17 protein-coding genes are annotated in these 22,193 nt (G+C 63.3%); 2 read left to right on the top strand and 15 right to left on the bottom strand.

The annotated features are described in order from the left end of the window. Nucleotides 1–9: 9 nt before the first annotated feature. The 3 genes from FKZ61_RS03805 to FKZ61_RS03795 form a co-directional block, all read right to left on the bottom strand. A complete protein-coding gene (locus FKZ61_RS03805; protein WP_229964129.1) occupies nucleotides 10–1,857 on the bottom strand; it encodes a cytochrome c oxidase subunit I in 1,848 nt (615 codons plus the stop codon). A gap of 92 nt (nucleotides 1,858–1,949) precedes the next feature. Continuing rightward, nucleotides 1,950–2,711, bottom strand: coding sequence for a cytochrome c oxidase subunit II (gene coxB / locus FKZ61_RS03800; protein WP_141608750.1), 762 nt, complete (start codon nucleotides 2,709–2,711; stop codon nucleotides 1,950–1,952). A 225-nt stretch (nucleotides 2,712–2,936) separates the two neighbouring features. Continuing rightward, a complete protein-coding gene (locus FKZ61_RS03795) occupies nucleotides 2,937–3,329 on the bottom strand; it encodes a hypothetical protein (protein ID WP_229964128.1) in 393 nt (130 codons plus the stop codon). A 381-nt stretch (nucleotides 3,330–3,710) separates the two neighbouring features. Between FKZ61_RS03795 and FKZ61_RS03790 the strand changes: the two genes are divergently transcribed. Together FKZ61_RS03790 and FKZ61_RS03785 are read left to right on the top strand one after the other, a co-directional pair. Further along, a complete protein-coding gene (locus FKZ61_RS03790; protein WP_141608748.1) occupies nucleotides 3,711–4,226 on the top strand; it encodes a Fur family transcriptional regulator in 516 nt (171 codons plus the stop codon). Continuing rightward, nucleotides 4,207–6,243, top strand: coding sequence for a heavy metal translocating P-type ATPase (locus FKZ61_RS03785; RefSeq protein ID WP_170199202.1), 2,037 nt, complete (start codon nucleotides 4,207–4,209; stop codon nucleotides 6,241–6,243). Before FKZ61_RS03790 ends, FKZ61_RS03785 begins: the two co-directional genes overlap by 20 nt. Before the next feature lie 84 nt (nucleotides 6,244–6,327). Here the strand turns inward: FKZ61_RS03785 and FKZ61_RS03780 are convergent, their stop codons facing one another. From FKZ61_RS03780 to FKZ61_RS03725, 12 genes are all read right to left on the bottom strand, one after another. Next, nucleotides 6,328–7,533, bottom strand: a complete 1,206-nt coding sequence (locus FKZ61_RS03780; RefSeq protein ID WP_141608746.1) for an enolase C-terminal domain-like protein — start codon at nucleotides 7,531–7,533, stop codon at nucleotides 6,328–6,330. Nucleotides 7,534–7,627: 94 nt separating this feature from the next. After that, nucleotides 7,628–8,431: an NUDIX domain-containing protein gene (locus tag FKZ61_RS03775; protein WP_141608745.1), complete on the bottom strand. Its 804-nt coding sequence runs from the start codon at nucleotides 8,429–8,431 to the stop codon at nucleotides 7,628–7,630. Between the two features lie 23 nt (nucleotides 8,432–8,454). Continuing rightward, nucleotides 8,455–10,290 carry a hypothetical protein gene (locus tag FKZ61_RS03770; protein WP_229964127.1) on the bottom strand — a complete coding sequence of 612 codons (1,836 nt, stop codon included), beginning with the start codon at nucleotides 10,288–10,290 and terminating at the stop codon, nucleotides 8,455–8,457. 22 nt (nucleotides 10,291–10,312) lie between these two features. Continuing rightward, nucleotides 10,313–11,215: a dihydrodipicolinate synthase family protein gene (locus FKZ61_RS03765; protein WP_141608744.1), complete on the bottom strand. Its 903-nt coding sequence runs from the start codon at nucleotides 11,213–11,215 to the stop codon at nucleotides 10,313–10,315. A 64-nt stretch (nucleotides 11,216–11,279) separates the two neighbouring features. Continuing rightward, entirely contained in the window at nucleotides 11,280–12,233 is a 954-nt protein-coding gene (locus FKZ61_RS03760) for an NAD-dependent epimerase/dehydratase family protein (protein ID WP_141608743.1), read from the bottom strand. Between the two features lie 209 nt (nucleotides 12,234–12,442). Next, nucleotides 12,443–13,498, bottom strand: a complete 1,056-nt coding sequence (locus tag FKZ61_RS03755) for a Gfo/Idh/MocA family protein (protein ID WP_141608742.1) — start codon at nucleotides 13,496–13,498, stop codon at nucleotides 12,443–12,445. Beyond that, complete coding sequence (locus tag FKZ61_RS03750) at nucleotides 13,491–14,297, bottom strand: sugar phosphate isomerase/epimerase family protein (protein ID WP_141608741.1); 807 nt, start codon at nucleotides 14,295–14,297, stop codon at nucleotides 13,491–13,493. The genes FKZ61_RS03755 and FKZ61_RS03750 overlap by 8 nt, the downstream gene beginning before the upstream one ends. 5 nt (nucleotides 14,298–14,302) lie before the next feature. Then, nucleotides 14,303–15,202: a carbohydrate ABC transporter permease gene (locus FKZ61_RS03745; RefSeq protein ID WP_141608740.1), complete on the bottom strand. Its 900-nt coding sequence runs from the start codon at nucleotides 15,200–15,202 to the stop codon at nucleotides 14,303–14,305. Then, entirely contained in the window at nucleotides 15,199–16,140 is a 942-nt protein-coding gene (locus tag FKZ61_RS03740) for a carbohydrate ABC transporter permease (protein WP_141608739.1), read from the bottom strand. Before FKZ61_RS03740 ends, FKZ61_RS03745 begins: the two co-directional genes overlap by 4 nt. A gap of 140 nt (nucleotides 16,141–16,280) precedes the next feature. Beyond that, complete coding sequence (locus tag FKZ61_RS03735) at nucleotides 16,281–17,657, bottom strand: extracellular solute-binding protein (RefSeq protein WP_170199200.1); 1,377 nt, start codon at nucleotides 17,655–17,657, stop codon at nucleotides 16,281–16,283. Nucleotides 17,658–18,085: 428 nt separating this feature from the next. After that, nucleotides 18,086–19,579, bottom strand: a complete 1,494-nt coding sequence (gene xylB / locus FKZ61_RS03730; RefSeq protein ID WP_141608737.1) for a xylulokinase — start codon at nucleotides 19,577–19,579, stop codon at nucleotides 18,086–18,088. A 37-nt stretch (nucleotides 19,580–19,616) separates the two neighbouring features. Continuing rightward, nucleotides 19,617–21,650 (bottom strand): chloride channel protein, encoded by a 2,034-nt coding sequence (locus tag FKZ61_RS03725; RefSeq protein ID WP_141608736.1) that lies wholly within the window; start codon nucleotides 21,648–21,650, stop codon nucleotides 19,617–19,619. Nucleotides 21,651–22,193 lie beyond the last annotated feature (543 nt).

Here is a 22,193-nt window from a genome sequence, read left to right as displayed (position 1 = left end):
CCTTCCGTTTCAGTCATGTCCTGCCGAGGCCGGCGCCATACGGATGTAAGTCGAACCGGCCAGGCCGTAGTCGTAGGGCTCACCCACCACTGTGATGGGGCTGGCGTAGCTGTGCTCCGGCACCGGCGAGGGGATCTGCCACTCGGGCGACCGGGAGCGCCAGGGGTTGGCACCGGCCAGCTCGCCCACATCCGCGCTGTGGAACAGGTTGTAGATCATCAGCAGGATGGAGAAGGCAATGGCGAAGCCGGCAATGGTGATGAGGATGTGGCCAGGCTCAATGCCCAGGGCAGGATCATAGTCGGCGATGCGACGGCGCATGCCCATGACGCCCACCGACATCTGGCCGATGCTCTGCAGCCAGAAGCCCGGGGTCATGATCCAGAAGTGGAGCTTGCCCAGCCGCTCATCGTACATGCGCCCCGTGATCTTGGGATACCAGTAGTAGATGGCCGCGAAGAAGGGGAAGACGAAGCCGCCAAAAATGGTGGCGTGGAAGTGGCCCACCACAAAGTAGCTGTCATGCAGGTGCAGGTCGGTGGGCACGGTGGCCAGGATGGGGCCGCTCAAACCGCCGATGAGGAAGACCGAAATGGCCCCCAGGACAAAGAGCATGGGCGTGGGGAAGGAGATCTTGCCGCCCCAAATGGTCCCCAGCCAGCTAAAGAACTTCACACCCGTGGGCACGGCCACCAGCATGGTGGAGATCATGAAGGGCACCCGCAGATAGTCGCTATAGCCGGAGACGAACATGTGGTGCCCCCAGACCAGGAAGCCCACCAGGGCGATGGCCACGCTGGACAGCGCGATCCAGCGGTAGCCGAAGAGGGGCTTGCGGGAAAAGACCGGCAGGATCTCGCTGATGATGCCCAGGCCGGGCAACACCCAGACGTACACGGCCGGGTGGGAGTAAAACCAGAAGAGATGCTGGAAGAGGATGGGCGTCCCCCCCTTGGCCGGGTCGAAGAAGCCCATACCCAACACCCGCTCCACCGAGAGCATGAGGAAGGACATACCGATCAGCTGGGTGGCCGTGAGCTGGATCAGGCTGGTGGCCACGATGGCCCAGCAGAAGATGGGCATGCGGAAGAGGCTCATGCCCGGCGGGCGCATGCGGAAGATGGTCACCAGCAGGTTCAACGAACCCAGGATGGACGACATCCCCAGGAAGAAGACGGCATAGAAGAGGAACTGGAAGCCCACCGGCCCCTTGGTGCTCAAGGGCGGATAGACCGTCCAGCCCGCATCCCAGCCGAAGTAAACGGCGCCCAGCAGCATGACGATGGCCGGCACGTTCAGCCAGTAGGCGAAGGCGTTCAGCCGGGGAAAGGCCATATCCTCCGCACCCAGCATCAGGGGCACCAGGTAGTTGGCCATGCCGCCGATGCTGATGAAGATGCCGAAGAGCGCGGCCCAGCCATGCATGCCCAGGAAGGAGTTAAACTGGTTGGCCGTCAAAAACTGGAGGCCAGAACGGGCCAGCTCCGTGCGGAAGATCACGGCAAAGCTACCGCCGATGATGAGCATGACCAGGCCCGTCACCGCATATTGGATGCCGATCACCTTGTGGTTGTAGTCTACGCCGAAATAGCGGGTCCAGGCGGGCTTGTCGGCCGGCGGGCCGTGGTGCAGAGGAGTCTCGATCCCCTTCATCCACTTGAACCAGTCGCTAACAGCACCGACGCCGATCAGAAAGCCGATACCGCCCAGGATCAGGCCCACCACCCACACCGGCTCTTCCTTCCAGGCGGGCAGGCCCAACATCAGGCGGATGAGCATGGTCAGGGCCATGCCACCGGCGGTGCCCACCAGCTGGCCGATCAGGCCACGCACAATGCCTAACGACAGAAGCGACATGTCACGTTCTCCTTACCACTGGATACTCTCGTGCCAACCCATTCTGTAAATCACAGGCTTCAGAACGACTGGGATTTGTTTTCAGCGCTATGCTATTCTGTCGAGGCCGACTCACCCTGCACCAGGGCGGGATCCAGCCCCGCGGTCTTCTCCTGCAGCCACTGCCGGTACTCTGCTTCCTCGACCACACGGACCGGCGCCAACATGCTCCAGTGGCTCAGCCCGCAGAGCTCGGCACAGCGCACCTTGTATTCGCCCACCTCCACCGGGGTAAAGCGTAGCGTGGTGGTCATGCCCGGGACCAGATCCTGCTTCACCCGGAATTCCGGCACCCAGAAGGAATGGATGACGTCGGTCGCCGTCATCTCCAGGCGCACCCGCCGGTTGACCGGCAGTACCAGCTCCTGGGAGCTGAAGCCTTCCGGATAGTCAAAACGCCAGGCCCACTGGAAACCGGTCACCTGAACCGTCACTTCATCCGATTCGCTGCGGGTGATGTCCGCCAGGGCATTCATGGCGATAAAGCCGAAAACCAGCACCAGCAGCAACGGTATGACGGTCCAGGCAATTTCCAGGGTGGTGTGGCCATGAAAGTGCTCACCGTCTTCTTCATCCCCATCCCGCTTGCGGAACACAAAGAGGCCGTAGAGCATGAAGACCACGACCAGGGAAAAGAGGAAGGAGATCAAAAGCAGGTGGAGGCCGATCAGCCAGTCCACCGTCATCGCCTCCAGGCTGGCCTGGACGGGCAGGGGCAACACCGTCCGCAGCAGCCAATCCAGCACAACGGTCGAAATGGCAATCAGCGCGGCGACGATGATGAAATGGCGCTTGTCTGTTGAGGACTTGGGCATAGCTATCGATTCGCTCCTGATTTTTGCGGCCCATCTGGCCAGGTTGGCGATGGCTCTTCCGCTGTCCACAGCGGCGAAAACATTTCAGAAAGTGGCATCCCGATTATACAACCAGTCTGCCAAGAGTGCACATATTGAGAGCCGACCGACGTCCTTTCAAGCGCGCCGACCCGGGCCCGCCTTTCCCGTAACACTGCCATGGTTCATGAATGGTTCATGATCCGTTCATGGCCACGCGGCCAGGGAAGACCAGAGCCGATAGCTGGCCACGGCCAGGCCCAAGGTCAGCACCAGCGGCAGTGCCGTCCAGAGTAGCTCCATGTCCAGACGGATGGGAAACCCCTGCACGTCCCCCCGGCTACTAGAGCGCTGGCCCCGCAAGAGGTGCAGGGTGTGCCACAGCAGCCAGAGCTGAATGGCCACGAAGGCCACCAGGCTGAAGAGTGCCAGCCAGGAAAAAGCGCGCCCAGCGCCCAAAGCCTGCCAGGAAAATTGGGGAAGCAAGGAGCGGACGCCGGGAAGGTAGCTGAGGACCAGCCAGAGGGCGGTGCTGATGAGAATGGCCAGGGTCAAAATTTTGCGCAACACAACGGACGCCCGATCGCTGAAGGTGGACATGGACGGCGGCGATTGTACCAGAGTTCACAAAAGATGTCAAACAAACACCGGCTGGCCGGGGCCTGATTCCTCGGTGGTGGTGGGCCAGAGCGCCCCTCGGCCGCCGCCCGGCGCAGATACAACACGCGGCCACATTTCGTCGGTTTCCCACATCCACACGAATATGCCCCGCGGCGGCAATTATTATGACAGGGTTCAGAAAAATTGTCAACAGAACGACGGATCAAAATTAGATTCGTTCTAAACTAACTTGACAGAGGCAGCAGATAGCGCTATAATACAGCCAGCATTAATTAGAATGATTCTAATTAACACCATGAGATCCCATGGATCAGCTCGCCGGTGTCGATCCGGCAGAGAAGCGTGTCAGGGGGAAACACCATGACCCAGGCCAACCGATTTCTAAATGCCCTCAAACAGGCAGGGTATCGCATCACGCCTCAACGGCGCATCATCTGCGAATACCTGGCCCAGACCCATTCCCACCCCACCCCCTACCAGGTCTACGAGGAACTCTCCCGAGAGCACCCGGACATCAGTCGGGCCACGGTCTACAACACCCTCAACACCCTCCAGGAATTGGGGGTCATTGTGGAGATCGGGTTCGGCGCCGGCCATTCCCACTACGAGACCAACCCGGCGCCCCACATCAACCTGATCTGCCTGCGCTGTCACAAGATCATAGACTACGAGGGGCCCCTGCCCGCCCTGGGCGATGAGGAGTGGATGGCGCGAGAGACCGGGTTCCAGCCCGTCGCCGCCAAGGTGGAGGTGGTCGGCTTCTGTCGGGAATGTCGGGAACGGAAAAAGGCTGAGATTCTGGCCCAGTGGCACAGTCAACGCGGCACAACAGATGACTCAAAGCAGGAGGGGAATCATGACGACACAGTCAGTTAAGAGCAGCGTCGCCGGCGCCCAGGTCAGCGCCCAATCGTTCTCGGCCAGCCAGGTCTTCGCTGTCTGGAAGTCCAACTACGAGCTATTTCTGGCCGCCATCACCCTGGTGGCCCTGCTGATAGGCTGGCTGGGCGGCAGCGTGACCCAGGTGCTGCCGGGTTGGGCCGTCACCATGGCCGCGGTGGTTGCCTTCATGGCCGGCGGCTACTCCGGCCTGATGGGCGCCATCGAAGAAGCCAGACAGGGCCGACTGGATATCGACTTCCTGATGATCACCGCTGCCCTGGGTGCGGCGGCCATCGGCGAATGGGAGGAAGGGGCGCTCCTGCTCTTCCTCTTCACCCTCAGCGGCGCGCTGGAAGAGTTCGCCATGGACCGCACCCGCAAGGCCATCGAGGCCCTGAGCGACCTGCGGCCCGAGGTGGCCGTGGTGCGCCGGGATGGCCAGGAGCTGACCCTGCCGGTGGAAGAGCTCGTGGTAGGCGACGTGGTGTTGGTGCGCCCCGGCGAACGGCTCCCGGTGGACGGCGTGGTAATCAAGGGCACCACCCACATCGACCAGAGCCCCATCACCGGCGAAAGCGTCCCCGTCTACAAAGAGCCCGGCGACCAGGTCTACGCGGGGACCATCAACGGAGGCGGGGCCCTGGAGGTAGAGGTCACCAAGCCCGCGTCCGAGAGCACCCTGAGCAAGATCATCAAGCTGGTGGCAGAGGCCCGGCAGGACGCTTCGCCCACCCAACGGTTCATTGACCGCTTCAGCCAGCCCTACACCTACGGGGTGATCATCGCCACGCTGCTGGCCATCGTCATCCCCTGGCTCTGGGTGGACGAACCCTTCAGCGACACCCTCTACCGGGCCATGACCCTGATGGTGGTGGCCAGCCCCTGCGCCCTGATCATCAGCACGCCGGCCAGCATCTTGAGCGCCATCGCAGCCGCCGCGCGGGGCGGTGTGCTCTTCAAGGGAGGCGCCTATCTGGAGAAGGCCGCCCACATCTCCATCGTGGCCTTCGACAAGACGGGCACCCTCACCCACGGTAAGCCGGTGGTGACCAACCTCCACCCCCTGAGCGGCCACAGCCGGGAAGATCTGCTCCGGCTGGCGGGGAGCGCCGAGTTGCTCAGCGAACACCACATCGGCCGGGCCATCGTGGAAATGGCCCAGCAGGAAGGGATCCCCCTGGAGACGCCGGCCGAGTTCCATGCCGTGGCCGGCCACGGCATCCAGGCCACTTTCGAGCGGGGAGATCACACCGAGACCATCTTCATCGGCAATGATAAGCTTTTCATGAACGAAAAGATGGACTTCTCGCCGGCCATTCGGGTCATCGGCGACGCGCTGCAAAAGCAGGGCAAGACGGCCATGCTGGTGGTGCGCCGCAGCACGGTGGAGGATACCCTGGGCTCGGAGCGGGACTGGGAGGTGGTGGGCTACATCGCCGTGGCCGACACCGTCCGCCCAGAGGCCCGGGCCACGGTGGAAGCCTTACGAAAGCAGGGGATCCAACGGATCGTCATGCTCACGGGCGATAACCGGGCCGTGGCCAACAACATCGCCCAGGAGGTGGGCATCGAAGAGGTCTACAGCGAACTGCTGCCGGAACAGAAGGTGGAGATCGTCCAACAACTGGTGCAGGAGGGGAAGACGGCCATGGTGGGCGACGGGGTGAACGATGCACCGGCCCTGGCCACGGCCACCCTGGGCATCGCCATGGGCGCGGGGGGCACCGACGTGGCCCTGGAGACGGCGGACGTGGTCCTCATGGCCAGCGATCTGAGCAAGTTGCCCTTCCTGCTACACCTGGGGCGCCGGGCCGAACAGATCGTGCGCCAAAATGTGATTTTCTCCGTCGCCGTGATCGTGAGCCTGGTTCTGGCCACCATCGTCCTGCCCATCTTCATCCCCGGCTTCTACCTGCCCCTGCCCCTGGGCGTGGTGGGCCACGAAGGCAGCACCCTGGTGGTGGTCACCAACGGCCTGCGCATGCTGGCCATCCGCCCCCAATCCCTGTAGGGACAGGGGCTTGCCCTGCCCGGACGGGCAGGGCAAGCCGGGCGGGACAAGCCCCGCCCCTACTGGAATCGTCATGAAACCCGGTCATGGCCGGGCGGGACTGCCGTCCGGCCAGCGGGTTTGGGTCCAGAACTCCACCTGATCCTGGCACGGGTACTGGGCGGCCAGCTTTTCGTCGATGTCGATGCCCAGCCCGGGTTTGTCGTTGGGGTACATGTACCCGTTGCGCACCTGGGGCAGGCCGGGGAAGATCTCATAGACGTGCTCGGGGAAGCGGCACCACTCCTGGATGCCGAAGTTGGGCGCCCACAGGTCCAGATGCAGGTTGGCCGCATGGCCCACCGGCGAGGTGTCACCCGGCCCGTGCCAGGCGGTGCGTACGCCGTACATGCGGGCGAAGAGGGCCACTTCCCGGGCCGGGGTGATGCCGCCCATCTGGCTGACGTGCATGCGGATGAAGTCGATGAGCTTCTCCGCGATCAGGGGCTGCCACTCCCGGGGATTGTTGAAGAGCTCGCCCATAGCCAGGGGCGTGGCACACTGCTCCCGGATGCGGGCAAACCACTCAATGTCCTCGGGGGCCAGCGCGTCCTCCAGGAAGAAGAGCTTGAAGGGTTCCACGTCCTTGGCGAACTGGACCGCGTCGATGGGCTGGAGCCGCTCGTGGATGTCGTGGAGCAGCTCCACTTCCTCACCCACCGTGTTGCGCACGTATTCGATCATCTTCACCATGTTGCGCATGTAGGCCCGGGGATCGTAGTAGGCGCCTTCGGGAGCCCCCTCGGGCTTCACCATGGCCGCGCCCTTGCCGCCATACCCCCCCATCTGGACTCGAATGTAGCGGTACCCCTGCTCCATGAAGCGCTGGACATTCTCGGCCACTTCCTGGGGCGTCTGGCCATCCGCGTGGACATAGACCGCAGCTGCCTCCCGACACTTGCCGCCCAACAGGTCGTAGACCGGCATGTTGGCCATCTTGCCTTTGATGTCCCACAGGGCCTGGTCCACGCCGGAGATGGCGTTGTTCAGCACCGGCCCGTTGCGCCAGTAGCTGTGCACCGTGGCCATGCGGTAGATCTCCTCGATGCGGGAGACATCTCGGCCCAGAAGGAAAGGCTTGAGGTGCTTTTCGATGGCGGTAACCACCGCGTGGAAACGCTGGGTGAAGGTGGCGCAGCCCAGGCCGTACAGGCCCGGCTCCGAGGTGATGACTTTGACGATCACCAGCCGTGAGCCCGCAGGCTGGGTCGTGATGACTTTGACGTCCTCAATTGTGACAGGCTTAGCCATAGGGTACTCCTGTGGGTGGGTGGGTCGAGGGTAGTCGGTAGACGGTAGTCAGTAGACGGTAGACGGTAGTGGACGCGACGGGGGCATCTACCGTCTACTGTCTACCGTCTACCCCATTCACTGGCATAAAAAACTCATAGCGCGCAGGGTCGTCGTAGCCGTCGATCCAGGTGGGCACGATGCCTGGGCATTCCAGTGCGGCCTGGACGATGCGCTTGTTGAAGACGCTCACATACTCGCTGTTCAGATACTCTGCCACGGGCATCCAGCAGGCCTCTTCAATTTCAGAGGGCTGGATGGTGATCTCCTGGCTGATGGGCGAGAGACGGCAGATGAAGTAGATGTCGGACTTGTGGTAGCGGTAGCCGTGCCAGTGGCGGAAGCAGACCAGCGCCTCGAACCGGGCCTGGACGCCCGTCTCTTCGTACACTTCTCGGATCACGGCATCCACCAGGTGCTCGCCCGGGTGAAGCGCGCCGCCGGGCAGCTTATAGTAGGGCCGGCTGCGATCCCGCCGGTGGCGCTCGCAGACCACCAGCAGCTCCTGGCGGCTGTTAAGGACCACCCCGCCCGCGCCAATGTAGTGGGTGGCGAAATGGGGGATCAGGGCTTCGGGCTGCAGGCGGTAGGTGAGGGTCAAGGCTTCCTCGGAGCTGTGATGGAAGCGGAAGCCCGCCTCCGTGGCCACCGGCACCAGCCGGGCGCGCTCGATGGGCAGCTCCAGCCAGACTACCTGGTGGCCCCGCGCCTGCCAGGCTTCCAGGGAGGGCAACAGCTGCTGCCGGAAATCCTCCGGATCGGCCGGCAGCGCGTCGGTATTCACAACGACGCCGTTGAAGGGGTTGAGGGTGTGTTCCAGCATATCCTGCTCCAACATGTCCTGTCCCAACATGTCCATAGATTTATCCACAGACTTACAAGTCACACAGGTTGTGCATAGTCGGGCGTATGGCAGTAGCGGTCCATCTGCAGGCGCAGGGTCAGGGCCCGACCCGGCGGCAGGGTCACGGCCAGATGCCGGCCGTTCACTGCTACGGTACGGCCGGGTAGCGCGTTGCCGGCTTCATCCAGCTCGGTGGCGGCGGTAAAGCGATGCTCACCGAACGCGCCCGCCTGCAGGATGGGTCGGCGCTCGTGGATGGGGCTGGTGTTCACCAGGGTGACGGTAGTGCTGTTGGCGTCCAGGTGGGAGACCAGGGCAGAGACGTCTGGCGGCAGGCCGGGGCGTCGGGCCTGGGCATCAAAGTAGCGCAGGCGCACGTGGAGCAGGCCGCCGTGGTAGATAATCTGGGGGCCGCCACAGGTGAGCTGCACCAGGGCCTCGGTGTGCACCGGGTTGACATTCTGCCAGTGGTGCACGTCCCACGTCTCCGGGTCGCCGTGGTCGTTGCGGATCTGGTCCATGCGCCGCAGCACCTCCGCGTACTGCTCCTCCAGAATGCGCCGGGGGTAGTCCGGGTTGCGCCCATCCAGGTAGCAGTACCAGGGGCCGAAGTGGATGTCATCCCCCTTGCCCCGGCCGGGCCGCACCTCCAGCCAGGTGGTCCGGGTTTCGGGGATGCTGTCCAGCCGCTGCCGGTCTCGGGGATCCTGGGACATGTACCAGATCTGGGCGGCGTGGTGGGGCTGCATGGGCCGGTAGGAAGTCCAGCCGGCGTCGGTGTGGCGGTAGGGCACCAGAAGCTGGCCTCCTTCTTCCCGGCCCAGCTCCAACAGCCGATCCAGCTGGCCCCGGGGGATGTCCAGGTAGCTCATGTCGCCGGTGAGGAGCACCGCGTTCATGGCGGCGATGGTCAGGGGCTCGATGATGGTCATGAAGCCGTGGGGCCAGCGCCAGCCGTAGTAGCCGCCCCACCACTTGCCGTCCATGGTTTCACCGATGATGCCGTTGGGCCCCACGTTGTCGGGGCAGATGCCGCCATTCTGCCGGATACGGTCCGCCCACGCTTCCAGGTAGTCCAACACCCATGCCCGATAGCGGTCCTCGCCCGTGTAGAGAAAGGCGTGGGTGATCAGGCTGGTGGCGGTCAGGTTGAGGGGCACGTCGCAGCGCATCTGGCGCCGGTTTAGGGCCTCCAGGATCACGGCGTAGACCGCGTCGTCGTTCCAGTCGGCCATGGGGACCATCTCCCCGCGCCAGGGTTTGAGCTCGGTGGGGACGTCCAGGTCGTCGAAGGGGACGGGATATTCGGCCAGGACCCACCGGTGGGTGGACCAGTCGTCCCAGGAATTTTCGAAGCGAGGCCCCTTGCTGCCGTTGATGGGCGAACGGATCATGCGCTTTTCCGGATCCCAGTTGGGCACGGTTGGATCATCGCCCATGTAGAACCCGGCGAAGCGCAAGGCCCGGGCTCGATCCGGCTCCCAGTTGGGATCGGCCAGGCCAAAGTAGTAAAAATAGATGGAGGACTCGCCGTGGTGCATCCAGTCGTAGTAGGCGTCGAACTCCCGGTAGATCTGGCCATACTGGGTGAACTGGCGGGTCACTGCCTCCCAGAGGAAGCGGCTGCGCCGGTGGAGTTCTTCGTCGCCGCCCAGGGCGTAGAAGAGGGGCCAGTTGTGATAGCTCTCGTAGCCGTCGTCTGAGCCATCCATCCCGGGCCAGGATTCCCGCCAGACAAAGGTGCCATCCTGGCGGGTGTAGCGCTCCTGGTACAGGGGCGCGGCTTCGTTCATGACAGCGATCAGGTGGCGCTGACGCAGCGCCCAATCCGGGATGTGGATGCTCCGTTCAGCCCGGATCCCCAAGGGGTTCATGGACAACCTCCCTCAAAGAAATTTACGATATTGTAAACAATGGTTCCACATCGGCCAGGATGGCATCCAGCTCGACCCGATCCAGGTCGTCCAGGTATTTGCCCGGCGCGCGGGAGAGGCGGGTGGCGAAGATGCCCCGGCGGTAGAGCACCTCTTTGTAGGCGGCCACGCCGTGCATGCGCTCGAAGTTGATGAGCGGGAGCAAGCGGTTGAAGAGCTGGCGGGCGCCGGCCTCGTCGCCCTGCTCCAGCTTCTCCCAGATGGCCACGTGCACCTCGGTGGCCTGGCTGGCGGGCATGTTGCCACAGGCGCCCCGCCGATACTCATCCAGCATGTAAATGCCGCCCTGCCCACCAAAGACCCCTTTGCAGGCATCGCCAGCCGCGGCGATGGTGGCGCTGATCTGCCTGGGCTCTGGCAAGGTCTCTTCCTTCAGGTAATCCACGTGCTTCAGTTCCCGGCACATGCGGGCCAGGAGCTGGGGGCTCATGGGCGTGCCCACCGGACCGATGTAATTTTGCACGAAGATGGGGATCTCCAGGCCGTCGGAGAGGGCTTTGTAGTACGCATAGCAGCCTTCGGCATCTGGGTGGAGGACATGGGGAGGCATGGCCATGATGCCATCCGCGCCCACCCGCTGGGCATGGCGGCTCAGTTCCAGGGCGGGCAGCCAGTGGCCGGACGTGGTGGCCGCGATGACCGGGATCTGGCCGCCGGCTTCGGCGACCACGATCTCGATCCAACGCCGGCGCTCGTCGTCGGAGAGGGTGGGGAACTCGCTGGCGTTGGCCGGCCCGACCAGGCCATGGGCGCCAGCCTCGATGCAGTAGCGCACCTCTTTGCGGAGGCTCTCCTCGTCCAGCTCGTAGCCGGATGTGAAGGGCGTCACGACGATGACGAAGATCCCTCGCCAGGGTTGGGACATGGTGGTTCCTCCGTGGATGTGGGTGTAGGTGGGGTGATTCAGCAGACCTGGACTGTTTTTCCTGCTACTCTGTTTCCGGTTTCTGTGTGCCCTGCCTCTCTTTTTCCTGGGCAGCGCGGATGTGCTCGGTCACCAGGGCATGGAAGCGCACTTCGCTGTTGTCCTGGGGCTCGTAGCCGATGACCTTGCGGGCGTTGACAATGCTCCAGAAGGCGTGGGGATTGTTGCTGACGCCGTAGAAGATCTGGAAGGGCACGCCATTCTCGTCCCGGATGTCCTCGGTTTCGATGCTTTTGATGAAGAGCTGTTGCAGATCCCGCTGGCTGATGTAGGCGGCCAGGGCGCGGCGCATGCAGCGCAGGTCGCCCTTGGGGCAGTTGGCCACGTCGGTCTCCCGGGGGCCGCCGATGCGGATCTGGACATTTTCCAGGGGGCGGCCTTGGGCCCGGTCCAGGATGGTGGCGCCGCCGTGGTGGCCGATCCGCTGCTGCACGCCCGGCGCCAGGGCCGCGTTTACTTTGCCCACGGCAAAGACGAAGCCCAGGTGCTCGTAGGCTTCCTTGGCCCAGCCGTAGTAGTTGTCCGACAGGGCCCGCATGTCCGGCGTGACCACGTCCATTTTGTGGTCCAGGATCAGGGGTTCGTAGTAGTCGGCCGCGTGGTTGGAGCTGGCCACCACCACCCGGCGCACGCCCTCTTCCCAGGATACCTGGTAGACGTTGTAGGCCATCTGCACGTTGGCGAACTCGGCCCAGAAGCGCTGGTCTGGGTCGTTTTCGTCCGCCGCGCGTACAAAACCGCAGTGGACTACAGTGTCCACCCCCTGGAAATGGTGGCGGTAGTTGTCCCGGTTGCGGTCGGTCAGGTCGGCGATCTGGATGCCGGGGATCTCCTGGCCAAGTCGGTTGGTGGTGCGCACGTCCAACAGGGTCAGGTCGTAGCGTTCCTGGAACGCTGGCAACAAGAGACCGGCGATCAGACCAGATGCGCCGGTGACAAGGACTTTGCGTTTGGCCATGGGTTACCTCCTCTAGGCGCCGTGGCATGGGCGCAGTTAAGGATGGATGCTGGGGAGTTTCTGCAGCACGTCTGTCGGTGAATGTGGACGTCGGTTGATACCATCAGTCTATCACGGACGGATGCAGAAGGAAATTATGGCCATATCTGGGTGAACGGTAGAGGCGCGCGGCCGCGCGCCTCTACCATAAAGTCTTCCGTTGTGGTTTTTCAGTGACTGGTGGCATACGTGGGGTAATGGGCCGGGTCCAGGGGAAGGGAGACTGGCTGCCCGCTACGGGCAGATTGGAGGGCGGCCCAGCAGAGCTCCACCGCGTAACGTCCGTCGGCGGCCGGCACCGGTACATCCTCGCCGGCGTGGATGGCTTCCAGGAAGGCCCGGATCATGGCCGCTTCACTGCGCCCGCGGCGAAATTCATAGCGCTCGGCATAGCCGTCGCTTTCCCGGACGCCACGGCCCACCACCAGCGCGCCATGGTCCAGATAGATGCCGCCTTCGGTGCCCACGACTTCGAACATGAAGGATGGCATGCCGGTGGGTTGGGCGGTGCCCCCTTCCACCACACCGATGGCGCCGCTGGCAAAATGCATCAGGAACGAGATCTGATCATCCGGCAGGCCGCCGCCAGGCCAGTCGGCCGTGTGGAAGGTGCCGGCCAGGCCAAACACCGAGCGCACCGGGCCGCCCATCCAGGCCATGGCGTCGGTCTGGTGGACGATATTTTCGATGGTGATGCCGCCGCTGATGGCCAGGTTGGAGAACCAGTGGGTGGCCTTGCGCAGCCACTCCTGCCGCATGAAGCCCCGGCTGTAGAAGCGGGTGGGGGTGCCGATGCGTCCGGCCTGGATCAGCTCACGGGCCTTGGCAAAGTGGGGATCAAAGCGCATGGGCTGCCCGGCCATGAGGCGCACCCCCCTGGACCTGGCTCGGGCGATGAGGTCGTCGGCGTGGGAGAGCTCCACCGTGAAGGGCTTGATGATCAGCACGTCCTTGCCCGCGTCGATGGCATCCCGGGCGATCTCGTAGTGAAGCCCTGGCGGGGTCAAAATCTCGACGACGGCCACATCCGGCCGCTCCAGGGCTTCCCGGTAATCGGCGTAGGCGCTGGCCGAGGGCACTTTGGCATGGAGAGCCTGCAGGGCCGACGGATTGGGATCGGCCAGGGCGCGCACGGCACAGAGATCTGCGGCGGCCAGCCAGCCGTCCAGGTGGGAATGGGCAATGCCGCCACAGCCGATGATGGCGACACCAATTTGCTCAGCCATGAAGAACCTCCTGGAGGAATTGGACCGAATGGCGGGCCACCGCGTCCGGGTCGGCCGGATCTGGCGGCAGTTCCACCACCAGGAAGCCGTCGTAGCCGATGGCCCGCAGTGCGGCCAGGGCGGATGCAAAATCGACGCCGCCGGCGCCCAGACGCCGCTCGGTGGGCTGGGCAGGATTCCAGTCTTTCACGTGGACCAGCGTGGCCCGTCCCTGTGCGGCGCGGATTTCCGCTGCCGGGTCCATGCCGCCGTGGGTGGCGTTGCCCACATCCAGGTAGATACCCAGGGCCTGGGAGCCGCCACAATCTTCGATCATGCGCAGGAGCTTCTCGGTGTTGAAGAGAAAGGGCTTGCCCACCGCCTCCAGGGCCAGGGTCACCCCAGCCTTTTCGGCCCGGGCAATCCCTTGCATGACGCCATCCCGGAAGAGTTGCCACTTGTGCTCGGGCGACTCCTCCTGGTCGCAGCCGGGTACCAGGACTGCGCCCGCGCCCAATTCCGCGGCCATGTCGATGGCATCCAGGAGCAAACTGACGCCCAGATCCCGGATGCGCACGTCCGGGCTGGCCAGGTTGAAGATCCAGTGGGCATTGAGGCAGAGGGACGTAATGGCCACGCCGGCATCCTGCGCCTGACGCCGCAGCGCCTGGCGGGCAGCCCGATCCAGGCGCTGGGTCCATAGCTGGCCGGCATCGATGTTCAACTCCAACCCGGCTGCCCCAACCCGGGCCGTAGCATCCACCTTGTCGGCGGGCGACCAGGTGGCGGGGAAAATGCCTGAATTGAGTCCAATTTGCATGAAAACTACCCTTTCACTCCGGTGATGACCACGCCCTGGATGAACCGGGCCTGGGCGATGTAGAAGACGATGAGGACAGGAATCAGGGCCACCAGGGTCATGGCCATGGTCTCGGCAATCTGCTGGGACTGGGTGGTCTGGAAGAGGCGCAGGCCGATGGCGATGGTGTATTTCTTGGGCTCGTTGAGATAGATGAGGGGATCAAAAAAGTTGTTCCAGTTCCAGGCAAAGGCCTGGATGGCGATGACACCCAGGGCCGGCTTGGACAGGGGCATGAGGATGCGGGAGTAGATGGTAAACCAGCCGGCGCCGTCGATGCGGGCGGCGTCATCCAGCTCCAGATTGATGGTCATGAAGAACTGGCGCAACAGAAAAACATTGTAGGCATTGGTCAGCCACTGGGGCACAATCAGGGGCCAATAGGTGTTGACCAGGCCTAGCTTCGACCAGAAGAGGTAGAGGGGGATCAAGGTGACCTGGCTTGGCAGCATCATGGTGGCCAGCAGGATCAGAAAAATCACATCCCGTCCCCAAAACCGGATGCGGGCAAAGCCAAAGGCAACCAGGGAGCTGGAGAGCACCAGACCGATGATGTTGACAATGGTCACGAAGATGGTATTGGCGTAGAAGCGAGGGAAGGGCAACGCTGTCCACCCGTTAACGTAATTTTGCCAGTCCAATTCCGGCGGAATCCAGACGATGGGGATGTTGTAGATCAGATGGTCCGGCTTGACTGAAGTGGAGATCATCCACAGCAGGGGCATGATGAACAGAATCCCCCCTGTGGCCAGGACCACATAGAGCAGGATTCGGCCAATAATTGCGGTGATCTTGGTGACCACCAATGGCCAGTCAGTGCCGCGGCGGGCTGGATACGATGGATACGCCTTGCCATGCTCGATCATTTGCGCAGCTCCCCTTCGTAATACACCCAGCTCTCGGAGGTCCGAACTACCAGCACTGTGAACACCAGGATAATCAGGAAGAGCGCCCAGGCCAGGGCTGAGGCGTAGCCAAACTGGAAGTCCTGGAATCCTTTACGGTAGAGGTAGAGTACCTGGGTCAGGGTTGCGTTGTTCGGGCCGCCCGAGGTCAGGATGTATGCCTGGGTGAAGACCTGAAAGGAGGCGATGATGCTGATCAGCACGTTAAAGTAGATGGTAGGTGTCAGCAAGGGGATGGTCACATTCCAGAAACGGTGCCACGAGTTTGCACCATCGATCTCCGCGGCTTCGTACAGGGACGTGGGAATTCCCTGGAGGCCGGCCAGATACAGGATCATGGCGCCTCCTGCTCCCCACAGCCCCATCAAGATGAAGCCGGGCACGGCCCATTCTTCGGAATAGAGCCAGCGGGGTCCTTCGATACCGATGGCAGCCAGGCCTGCGTTTAAGAGGCCGAAACGGGGATTCAGGACATACCCCCACAGCAGGGCCACGGCCACGCCACTGACCACCGAGGGAAGGTAGTAGACGACCCGCCACAGGCCGATGAAGGCCACTTTCTGGTTCATCAGGATAGCGATGGCCAGGGCAACCACCACATTGGCCGGCACCAACACGAAGGTGTAGTAGGCCGTCACCCGGAACGATTTCCAGAAGAGAGGATCGTTCCACATACGAACATAATTGTCGAAACCGACAAAGGTAAAGCCGGTCAGGAGATCGGTTTTGGTGAGGCTGATCCCGAACGAGAAGATCATGGCAAAGGCGATGAGCCCCAAAAAATGGATCAGCCAGGGAGAGATGAACAGAAAACCAGCGATGTTATCTCGAGCCTGGGGAGAAAGATAGAAGCGACGAGGTCGACCCGGACGATCCCCACGCTTAGATTGCACGGCCATTCCATAACTCCTCTGCAGCTCACACCACGCCGCAACAGTCAGCTCCGCGGGACTGACCCCTTGGGCGGGGCATTGGTGAACCCGGGGGGCGCAACCAGGTCTCGACACTCCTGGTTGCGCCCCCTCCAGCCATGGCCAGATCAGCTTTCCATCTGAGATTCGTTGACCTGTTGGCAGATCTCGATGAAATACTCGGGACCCACGTCACCCACTATGTATACTTTTTCCAGCGCCGGGTTAATAATCTCGTAGGCGGCGTTCTGGTTCTTGAACCAGAAGGTATCCTCTGCATAGCCCCAATCCAGGATCTCCTGGATGGTCTCCAGGCGGACGTCCTCCAGCTCCGGCCGCAGGGCCCGCACGTCGTCGATGAACGTGCTGATCAAGGACTTGAGCACGGGGATAATACCCTCGGCGCCCACGATGGCCTTGCGCTGGAAGATGGGACCTGAGAGGAACTTGAGCACGGCCCAGGCCTCGTCTGGATGCTTGGTCTGTTTGGTGATGGACCAGGCATCTGTCGTGCCCAAGACCTTGCGAATGCCCGTGGGCCCCTTGGGCACGTGGCGCATATCCCAGCGGAAGGCAGGGCGCAGTTCGTCTTCGGTAGAGATGGGATAGGTGCCGCTCTCGGCCATACAGACGAAGCCCGGGGTCATGGCAGCCCGGAACCACTGGTTCTCCACCTGGGCCGGTTGGGCAAAATAGTTGTCCTTCCACATACCGTCCCAGATCCATTGCAGCGCTGCCTGGGATTCGGGCGTGTCCAACATGCATTTGGTGCCGTATTTCTCGTCGACCACCCGGCCGCCGAACATGTCCACCCGGTACCAGAAGCGATCCCAGGCCCAGGCTGGAATCCAGCCGCCCCATCGGTTTTCTTCGCCCTCCTTGCGGGCTGCCTCGGTCAGCCGCCTGGCCATGTCGTAGTAATCGTCGTGGTCCCACTCCCCGTCTTCTGGCGGATATTCCACGTCGTAGCGGTCGAAAAGATCCTTGTTGATGGTGACCGTCATCAGGTTGATGTATTTGGGCATGCCGACCCGGATCCCACGCATCACCAGACCTTCCCACTGGAACTCGTTGTAGTCGGCGACTTCCTCGTCGGTCATGGTCAGGTCCACATAGGGCTGAACATCCAGGATCAGGTCTCGCTCCGTCCAGTTGAAGAAGATATTGCCCCAGGCCTGGAAGATGTCCACGGCGGTGCCCGCCACCATCTGCGCCAGCAATTTGTCCTGCCAGCCATCGGGCGCCGGTTCGATCTGGACCTCGATGTTGGGGTTCTGCTCCCGGAAGTCGGTGGCCAGGACCTCTTCATAGGTGGGCAAATAGCGGGCTCCCGCTCGAGACATAAAGCGGATGGTAGTGGTCTCCTGGGCAGGAGCAGCAGCACTCTCTGCCTGCTCGCTGCCTCCTGGCGCCGCCGGAGCCGCGCAGGCCGCCAGGGCCAGGCCAACTCCGCCCACGGCCGACAGTTTCAAGAATCGCCGGCGGGAAAGATGGGAAAACGCCATAGTCGTTCCTCCTTTTGATGGTAATAGCGGATCTGTACACCACACAACCATCGGTCAGGGGGTACCGAGGATTGCCCGATTAGGAAGGGAAAGGCACAGCGCTCCCTGGGGACGGGTACCGCCGGCCATTGGGTCGACTCAGGCACTGGACGGCGGGTCCACACCTGTAGGTCTCGCCAGCTCACAGGATGTCACCCAGCGCCACACCCTGGGAAGAAAGCGGCATGGGCACAAAGATGACCGCGACTGCTATGCGAAAATTCGCGGGCCGGTGACGATAAAGCTGCTGAAGGGGATTGGCAGCTCGTTCGGATGTCGATCACACTTGATGGGATAGCTTCCCAATCATAACAACTGTTGGCAGGATTGCCAAATCGAGGGAAAATGCCCCTCCCGCCGATGCTGAGCGACCAGGGAAGACGGGTCGGCTACGCTTGGGCCGCCCGAACCAAAGCAGCAAATTGCTCTTTCAGAGCCGGATAGAGGGAACGGTAAATGGGAAAAAGGCGGTCATAGAGGGCATGCGCCTCGGGATCCGGCGCGAACAGTTCCTGCACCCGGGCTGCGCGACGGGCAGTGGCCCCGGCATCGGCGATCAGGCCAATACCGGCTGCGGCCAGCAGGGCATTGCCCAAGGGTGCCCCGGCTCCCTCTGCCAACACCGAGACAGGTTGTCCTGTCACGTCAGCGATGATCTGACACCAGAGGCGGCTCCGGGTGGGCCCTCCCACAGCCCGGATCTCGTGAACGGCTACCCCTGCGTCCAGGGTCACCTGCAAGTTGTGGCGGATGGCAAATGCCGTCCCTTCCAGCACAGCCCGCACCAGATCACTCCGGTCGGTCCCCATGTTGAGCCCAAAGAAAAGACCCCGGGCATACCCATCATTGATGGGTTGCAGCTCGCCACTCAGGTAAGGCAGGTAGAGGAGGCCGCCTGCTCCAGGCCGGCTCTGGGCTGCCAACGTCACCAGGGCCTGGTAGTCCAGCTCCTCCCCTATCCAGCGGCGACACCAGGCCAGGGAAGCGCCCACCGCCGTCATGGAGCCCCCCAACAAAATCTGACCCTCCAACACATGTAGAAAGGCGATCAGGTGTCGGTCCACAACCGGCTCATCCTGGACGGTGTACAGGGTGCCGGCGGTACCCAGCGACAGCAAAGCCTGGCCCGGAGAAACCACGCCAATGGCCAGCCCGGCTGATGAGGTGTCCTCGCCCCCGCCCACCACCGGGATACCTGGCCTCAGCCCCAGATCCGCGGCAGCCTGTTGAGTTAAGGGGCCGATTACCTCCTGACAGCGCACCAACTGCGGGTACAGGTGCCGGGGCAGGCCAAAACAATGGATCAATTCCTCCGACCAGCTCTCCGTTGCCAGGTCAAACGCAAAAAGGATACTGGCATCGGAGAGATTTTCCACAGGCCGGCCTGTCAGCCGAAAATTCATGTATCCCGTCGTGGTCAGGCTGACCTGAGCCGCCGCCAGGGATTCCGGCTCGTGGTCGCGCAGCCACATGAGGGACGGATCCGCGTTGTAGGGAGAAGGCTGCTTGCCGTTGCGCTGCAGGATGACATCAGCACACCGGGCCCGCAAGACATCACACTGGGGTTCCGCCCGGCTGTCCATCCAGATGATGGCCGGGCGAACCACGCGGCCACGCCCATCCAGAAGGGTGACGGCACAGCCCTGGCCACTCACGCCGATCCCCTGAATCTGCTCTGGCCGAACATCGGCCCGGGCCACCAGGGTCCGGACGACCTGGACAGCTCCCTGCCACCAGTCCGCAGGATCTTGTTCTGCCCACCCGGGGCGGGGATGGGCCAGGGGATAAGAAACGGAGGCCTGGGCGATCACCTGCCCTTCCGGGGTGGCCAACACCGCCTTCACATTGGTGGTGCCGATGTCAATCCCCAGCAGCAGTTCCATGGCCTCCTCCTTTCCCTGCCCACCGATTACCCTCGACTTACTTTCGACCGTTACGGTGTGCTGCGCCTCCGTCGCCACAAAGGCTGCGCACTTCCTGCAGCGCCTCCCCTTCAGCCACCACAGCCAGGATGTCCCCGGGCTGGAGCACGGTGTCTCCGTGGGGGATGAGGGTCTTCCGTTTGCGTCGCAGGGTGGCGATGACCGAGTCCCGAGGCCACGGCACCTCGCTCACCCGCCGCCCGGCACAGGGTGCCCCCTGGCCGATGCGGATCTCTTCCACGTTCAGGCCGCTCACCGCACCCAACCGCACCTGATGGGCCCGGTGGCGCAGGGCTTCCCGGCGAGTCAAGGCCAGGTCGTAGGCCCGGATCACATCCGTCCGCCGCAGGACGCCCAGCAGACGCCGGGGATTGTCCCGGTCCACCACCGGCAGCCGGCCGATATCCCGCACGCCCATGCGCCGCAGGGCCACGGCCAGGCTCTCATCCGGATACGCCACCACCAGCTCCCGGGTGCAGGCCTCGCTGACCCGGGTCTTACCCGCGGTCTGGGCCCGCTCGATGTCCTGCACGGTCAAAATGCCGGTGAGCTCACCGTCCCGATTCAACACGGGTAGCCCATGGGCACGAATTTCCATGAGCTTGTCAGTGGCTTCTTCCAGGGTATCATCTTCGAAGAGCAGGACAGGCGTCCGCTGCATGACTTCGCCCACGGTGATGGCTTCCAGCACCTCCACGTCCCGCCCCCGCTCGATGCGAATCCCGTGGCGGGCCAGCCCCAAGGTGTAGACCGAATCCCGCTGCAGCCGCTGGGAAACCAGGATGCTGACGGTGACGGCAAACATCAAGGGCAGGATGATGCGGTAGTCGTTGGTCATCTCAAAGAGCAGGATGATGGCCGTCAGCGGCGCATGGACCGCACCGGCCAGCACCGCGGCCATGCCCACCATGGCGAAGGCCGGCGGCGCCAACGGAAGCCCAGGGAAAAGCTGCTCACAGACCAGGCCATAGGCGCCGCCCAGCACCGCCCCCACGAAGAGGGAGGGGGCAAAGACGCCGCCCAAAAACCCACCGCCGATGCTCACCGGCGTCAGGATGAGCTTGCCTACCAGCAGGGCCAACAGCAGGCCGATGGCCAGATCCTGGCCGGCCAGGATGGCCTCGATGGTGCCATAGCCCACGCCGAAGAGTTGGGGCAACCAGATGCCCACCAGCCCCACCACCAGCCCCGCGGCCATGGGCTTACACCAGCGGGGCACGTGCCACAGGTGGAACAAATCCTGGAAGGTATACAAGAGGCGAACGTACAGCGCCGCAATGGGCCCGGCCACCAGCCCCAGCCCCAGGTACAGGGGCAGCTCCCCGATGGAGTGAAAGGCATAGGCTGGGATGTGGAAGGCCGGCTGGGGACCAGAGACCGCCTGGGTGAAGACGGCCGAGACGAAGGAGGCCAGGATGATGGTCCCCCACGCGTTGCCGTTGAGCTCCCCCAGCAACAGCTCCAGGGAGAAGAAGACGCCGGCGATGGGCGCGTTGAAAGCCGCGGCGATGCCGGCTGCCGCGCCGCCCGCCACCAGCGCCCGCACCCGCTCATCGGAGAGCCGGAAGAGCTGGCCAAACATGGAGCCAAAGCCCGCGCCGATCTGGACCGAGGGATCTTCCGGGCCGACCGATGCGCCGCTGCCGATGGAAACCACCGATGCCAGGGCCTTGGCCGGAATGCGCCAGTAGCGCAGCCGTCCCCCGGCCAGAGCCACCGATTCGATGATCCCCGCCACCCCATGGTGGCGTTCGACCCCGACAAAGAAGTGGACGATCAAGCCCACCACCAGCCCGCCCAGCACGGGCACCAGCGCCACCGTCCACGATCCCCAGGGCTGTAAAAGCTGCTCGGCCAGCCACCCAAAGGAAAAAGCTGTCGCCACCTCGATTAGATACTTGAAGAGCCAGACGCTGCCGCCAGCCCCCAGGCCCACCAGGATGGCGGCACCGGCCAGCAAGGGCACCTCGCTGGGGAGCCAGCGGTCCAGCCAACGTATGGGCAGCGCCGTCCACAGACCGTTTGCTTTCATCGTTTTAGAAACCTGCCATGTCGCTTGGAGTGATGGAATGGAATGTCATTTTGCCAACACTCAACTTTAACATGACCCCAGACCGAACGCCAAGCGTGGATGGTTTCGGTGTGGCCCAGATTCGTTGGCGGCTCCAAGCCGCACAATATCACCACACCGCAGGTGCGGTTTCTAACCGCACGATGGCGCCAGTTCCGGGTGGATGGAAGGGCAGCGACGAGCTGCGCCTACGACGTGGCACCGGTCCGGTACCGTGCCCGCGCGATTCCGACAGCCGAGGAAGGGCGCCGGTTTGCCGTAGGTGCGGTCTCTGGCCGCACGGTGTCGCCAGGCCCAGGCGGACGAAGGGATGCTGTCGATGCGCAGCGACGAGCTGCGCCTATGACGTGGCACCGGTCCGGTACCGTGCCCACCCGATGATGCCGGTTCCCGCAGATCCGGCCACGTTCGGCGGGCCGGAGACCCGCCCTACGGATCCGTGGCCCAACTGGGGCGGATGGCAACCCGTGCCGTAGGTGCGGTTTCTAACCGCACGAGGTCGCC

This window comes from Litorilinea aerophila, from assembly GCF_006569185.2.
GTDB classification, from domain to species: Bacteria; Chloroflexota; Anaerolineae; order Caldilineales; family Caldilineaceae; genus Litorilinea; species Litorilinea aerophila.
The sequence above is the reverse complement of the archived record's forward strand: the minus strand, read 5'-3'. Positions and strand labels throughout refer to the sequence as shown.

Bases quoted from the DNA above. Each gene is read 5' to 3' on its own strand.
- FKZ61_RS03805 (WP_229964129.1), bottom strand. From the start codon at position 1,857: ATGTCGCTTCTGTCGTTAGGCATTGTGCGTGGCCTGATCGGCCAGCTG.
- coxB (WP_141608750.1), bottom strand. From the start codon at position 2,711: ATGCCCAAGTCCTCAACAGACAAGCGCCATTTCATCATCGTCGCCGCG.
- FKZ61_RS03795 (WP_229964128.1), bottom strand. From the start codon at position 3,329: ATGTCCACCTTCAGCGATCGGGCGTCCGTTGTGTTGCGCAAAATTTTG.
- FKZ61_RS03790 (WP_141608748.1), top strand. From the start codon at position 3,711: ATGACCCAGGCCAACCGATTTCTAAATGCCCTCAAACAGGCAGGGTAT.
- FKZ61_RS03785 (WP_170199202.1), top strand. From the start codon at position 4,207: ATGACGACACAGTCAGTTAAGAGCAGCGTCGCCGGCGCCCAGGTCAGC.
- FKZ61_RS03780 (WP_141608746.1), bottom strand. From the start codon at position 7,533: ATGGCTAAGCCTGTCACAATTGAGGACGTCAAAGTCATCACGACCCAG.
- FKZ61_RS03775 (WP_141608745.1), bottom strand. From the start codon at position 8,431: ATGGACATGTTGGGACAGGACATGTTGGAGCAGGATATGCTGGAACAC.
- FKZ61_RS03770 (WP_229964127.1), bottom strand. From the start codon at position 10,290: ATGAACCCCTTGGGGATCCGGGCTGAACGGAGCATCCACATCCCGGAT.
- FKZ61_RS03765 (WP_141608744.1), bottom strand. From the start codon at position 11,215: ATGTCCCAACCCTGGCGAGGGATCTTCGTCATCGTCGTGACGCCCTTC.
- FKZ61_RS03760 (WP_141608743.1), bottom strand. From the start codon at position 12,233: ATGGCCAAACGCAAAGTCCTTGTCACCGGCGCATCTGGTCTGATCGCC.
- FKZ61_RS03755 (WP_141608742.1), bottom strand. From the start codon at position 13,498: ATGGCTGAGCAAATTGGTGTCGCCATCATCGGCTGTGGCGGCATTGCC.
- FKZ61_RS03750 (WP_141608741.1), bottom strand. From the start codon at position 14,297: ATGCAAATTGGACTCAATTCAGGCATTTTCCCCGCCACCTGGTCGCCC.
- FKZ61_RS03745 (WP_141608740.1), bottom strand. From the start codon at position 15,202: ATGATCGAGCATGGCAAGGCGTATCCATCGTATCCAGCCCGCCGCGGC.
- FKZ61_RS03740 (WP_141608739.1), bottom strand. From the start codon at position 16,140: ATGGCCGTGCAATCTAAGCGTGGGGATCGTCCGGGTCGACCTCGTCGC.
- FKZ61_RS03735 (WP_170199200.1), bottom strand. From the start codon at position 17,657: ATGGCGTTTTCCCATCTTTCCCGCCGGCGATTCTTGAAACTGTCGGCC.
- xylB (WP_141608737.1), bottom strand. From the start codon at position 19,579: ATGGAACTGCTGCTGGGGATTGACATCGGCACCACCAATGTGAAGGCG.
- FKZ61_RS03725 (WP_141608736.1), bottom strand. From the start codon at position 21,650: ATGAAAGCAAACGGTCTGTGGACGGCGCTGCCCATACGTTGGCTGGAC.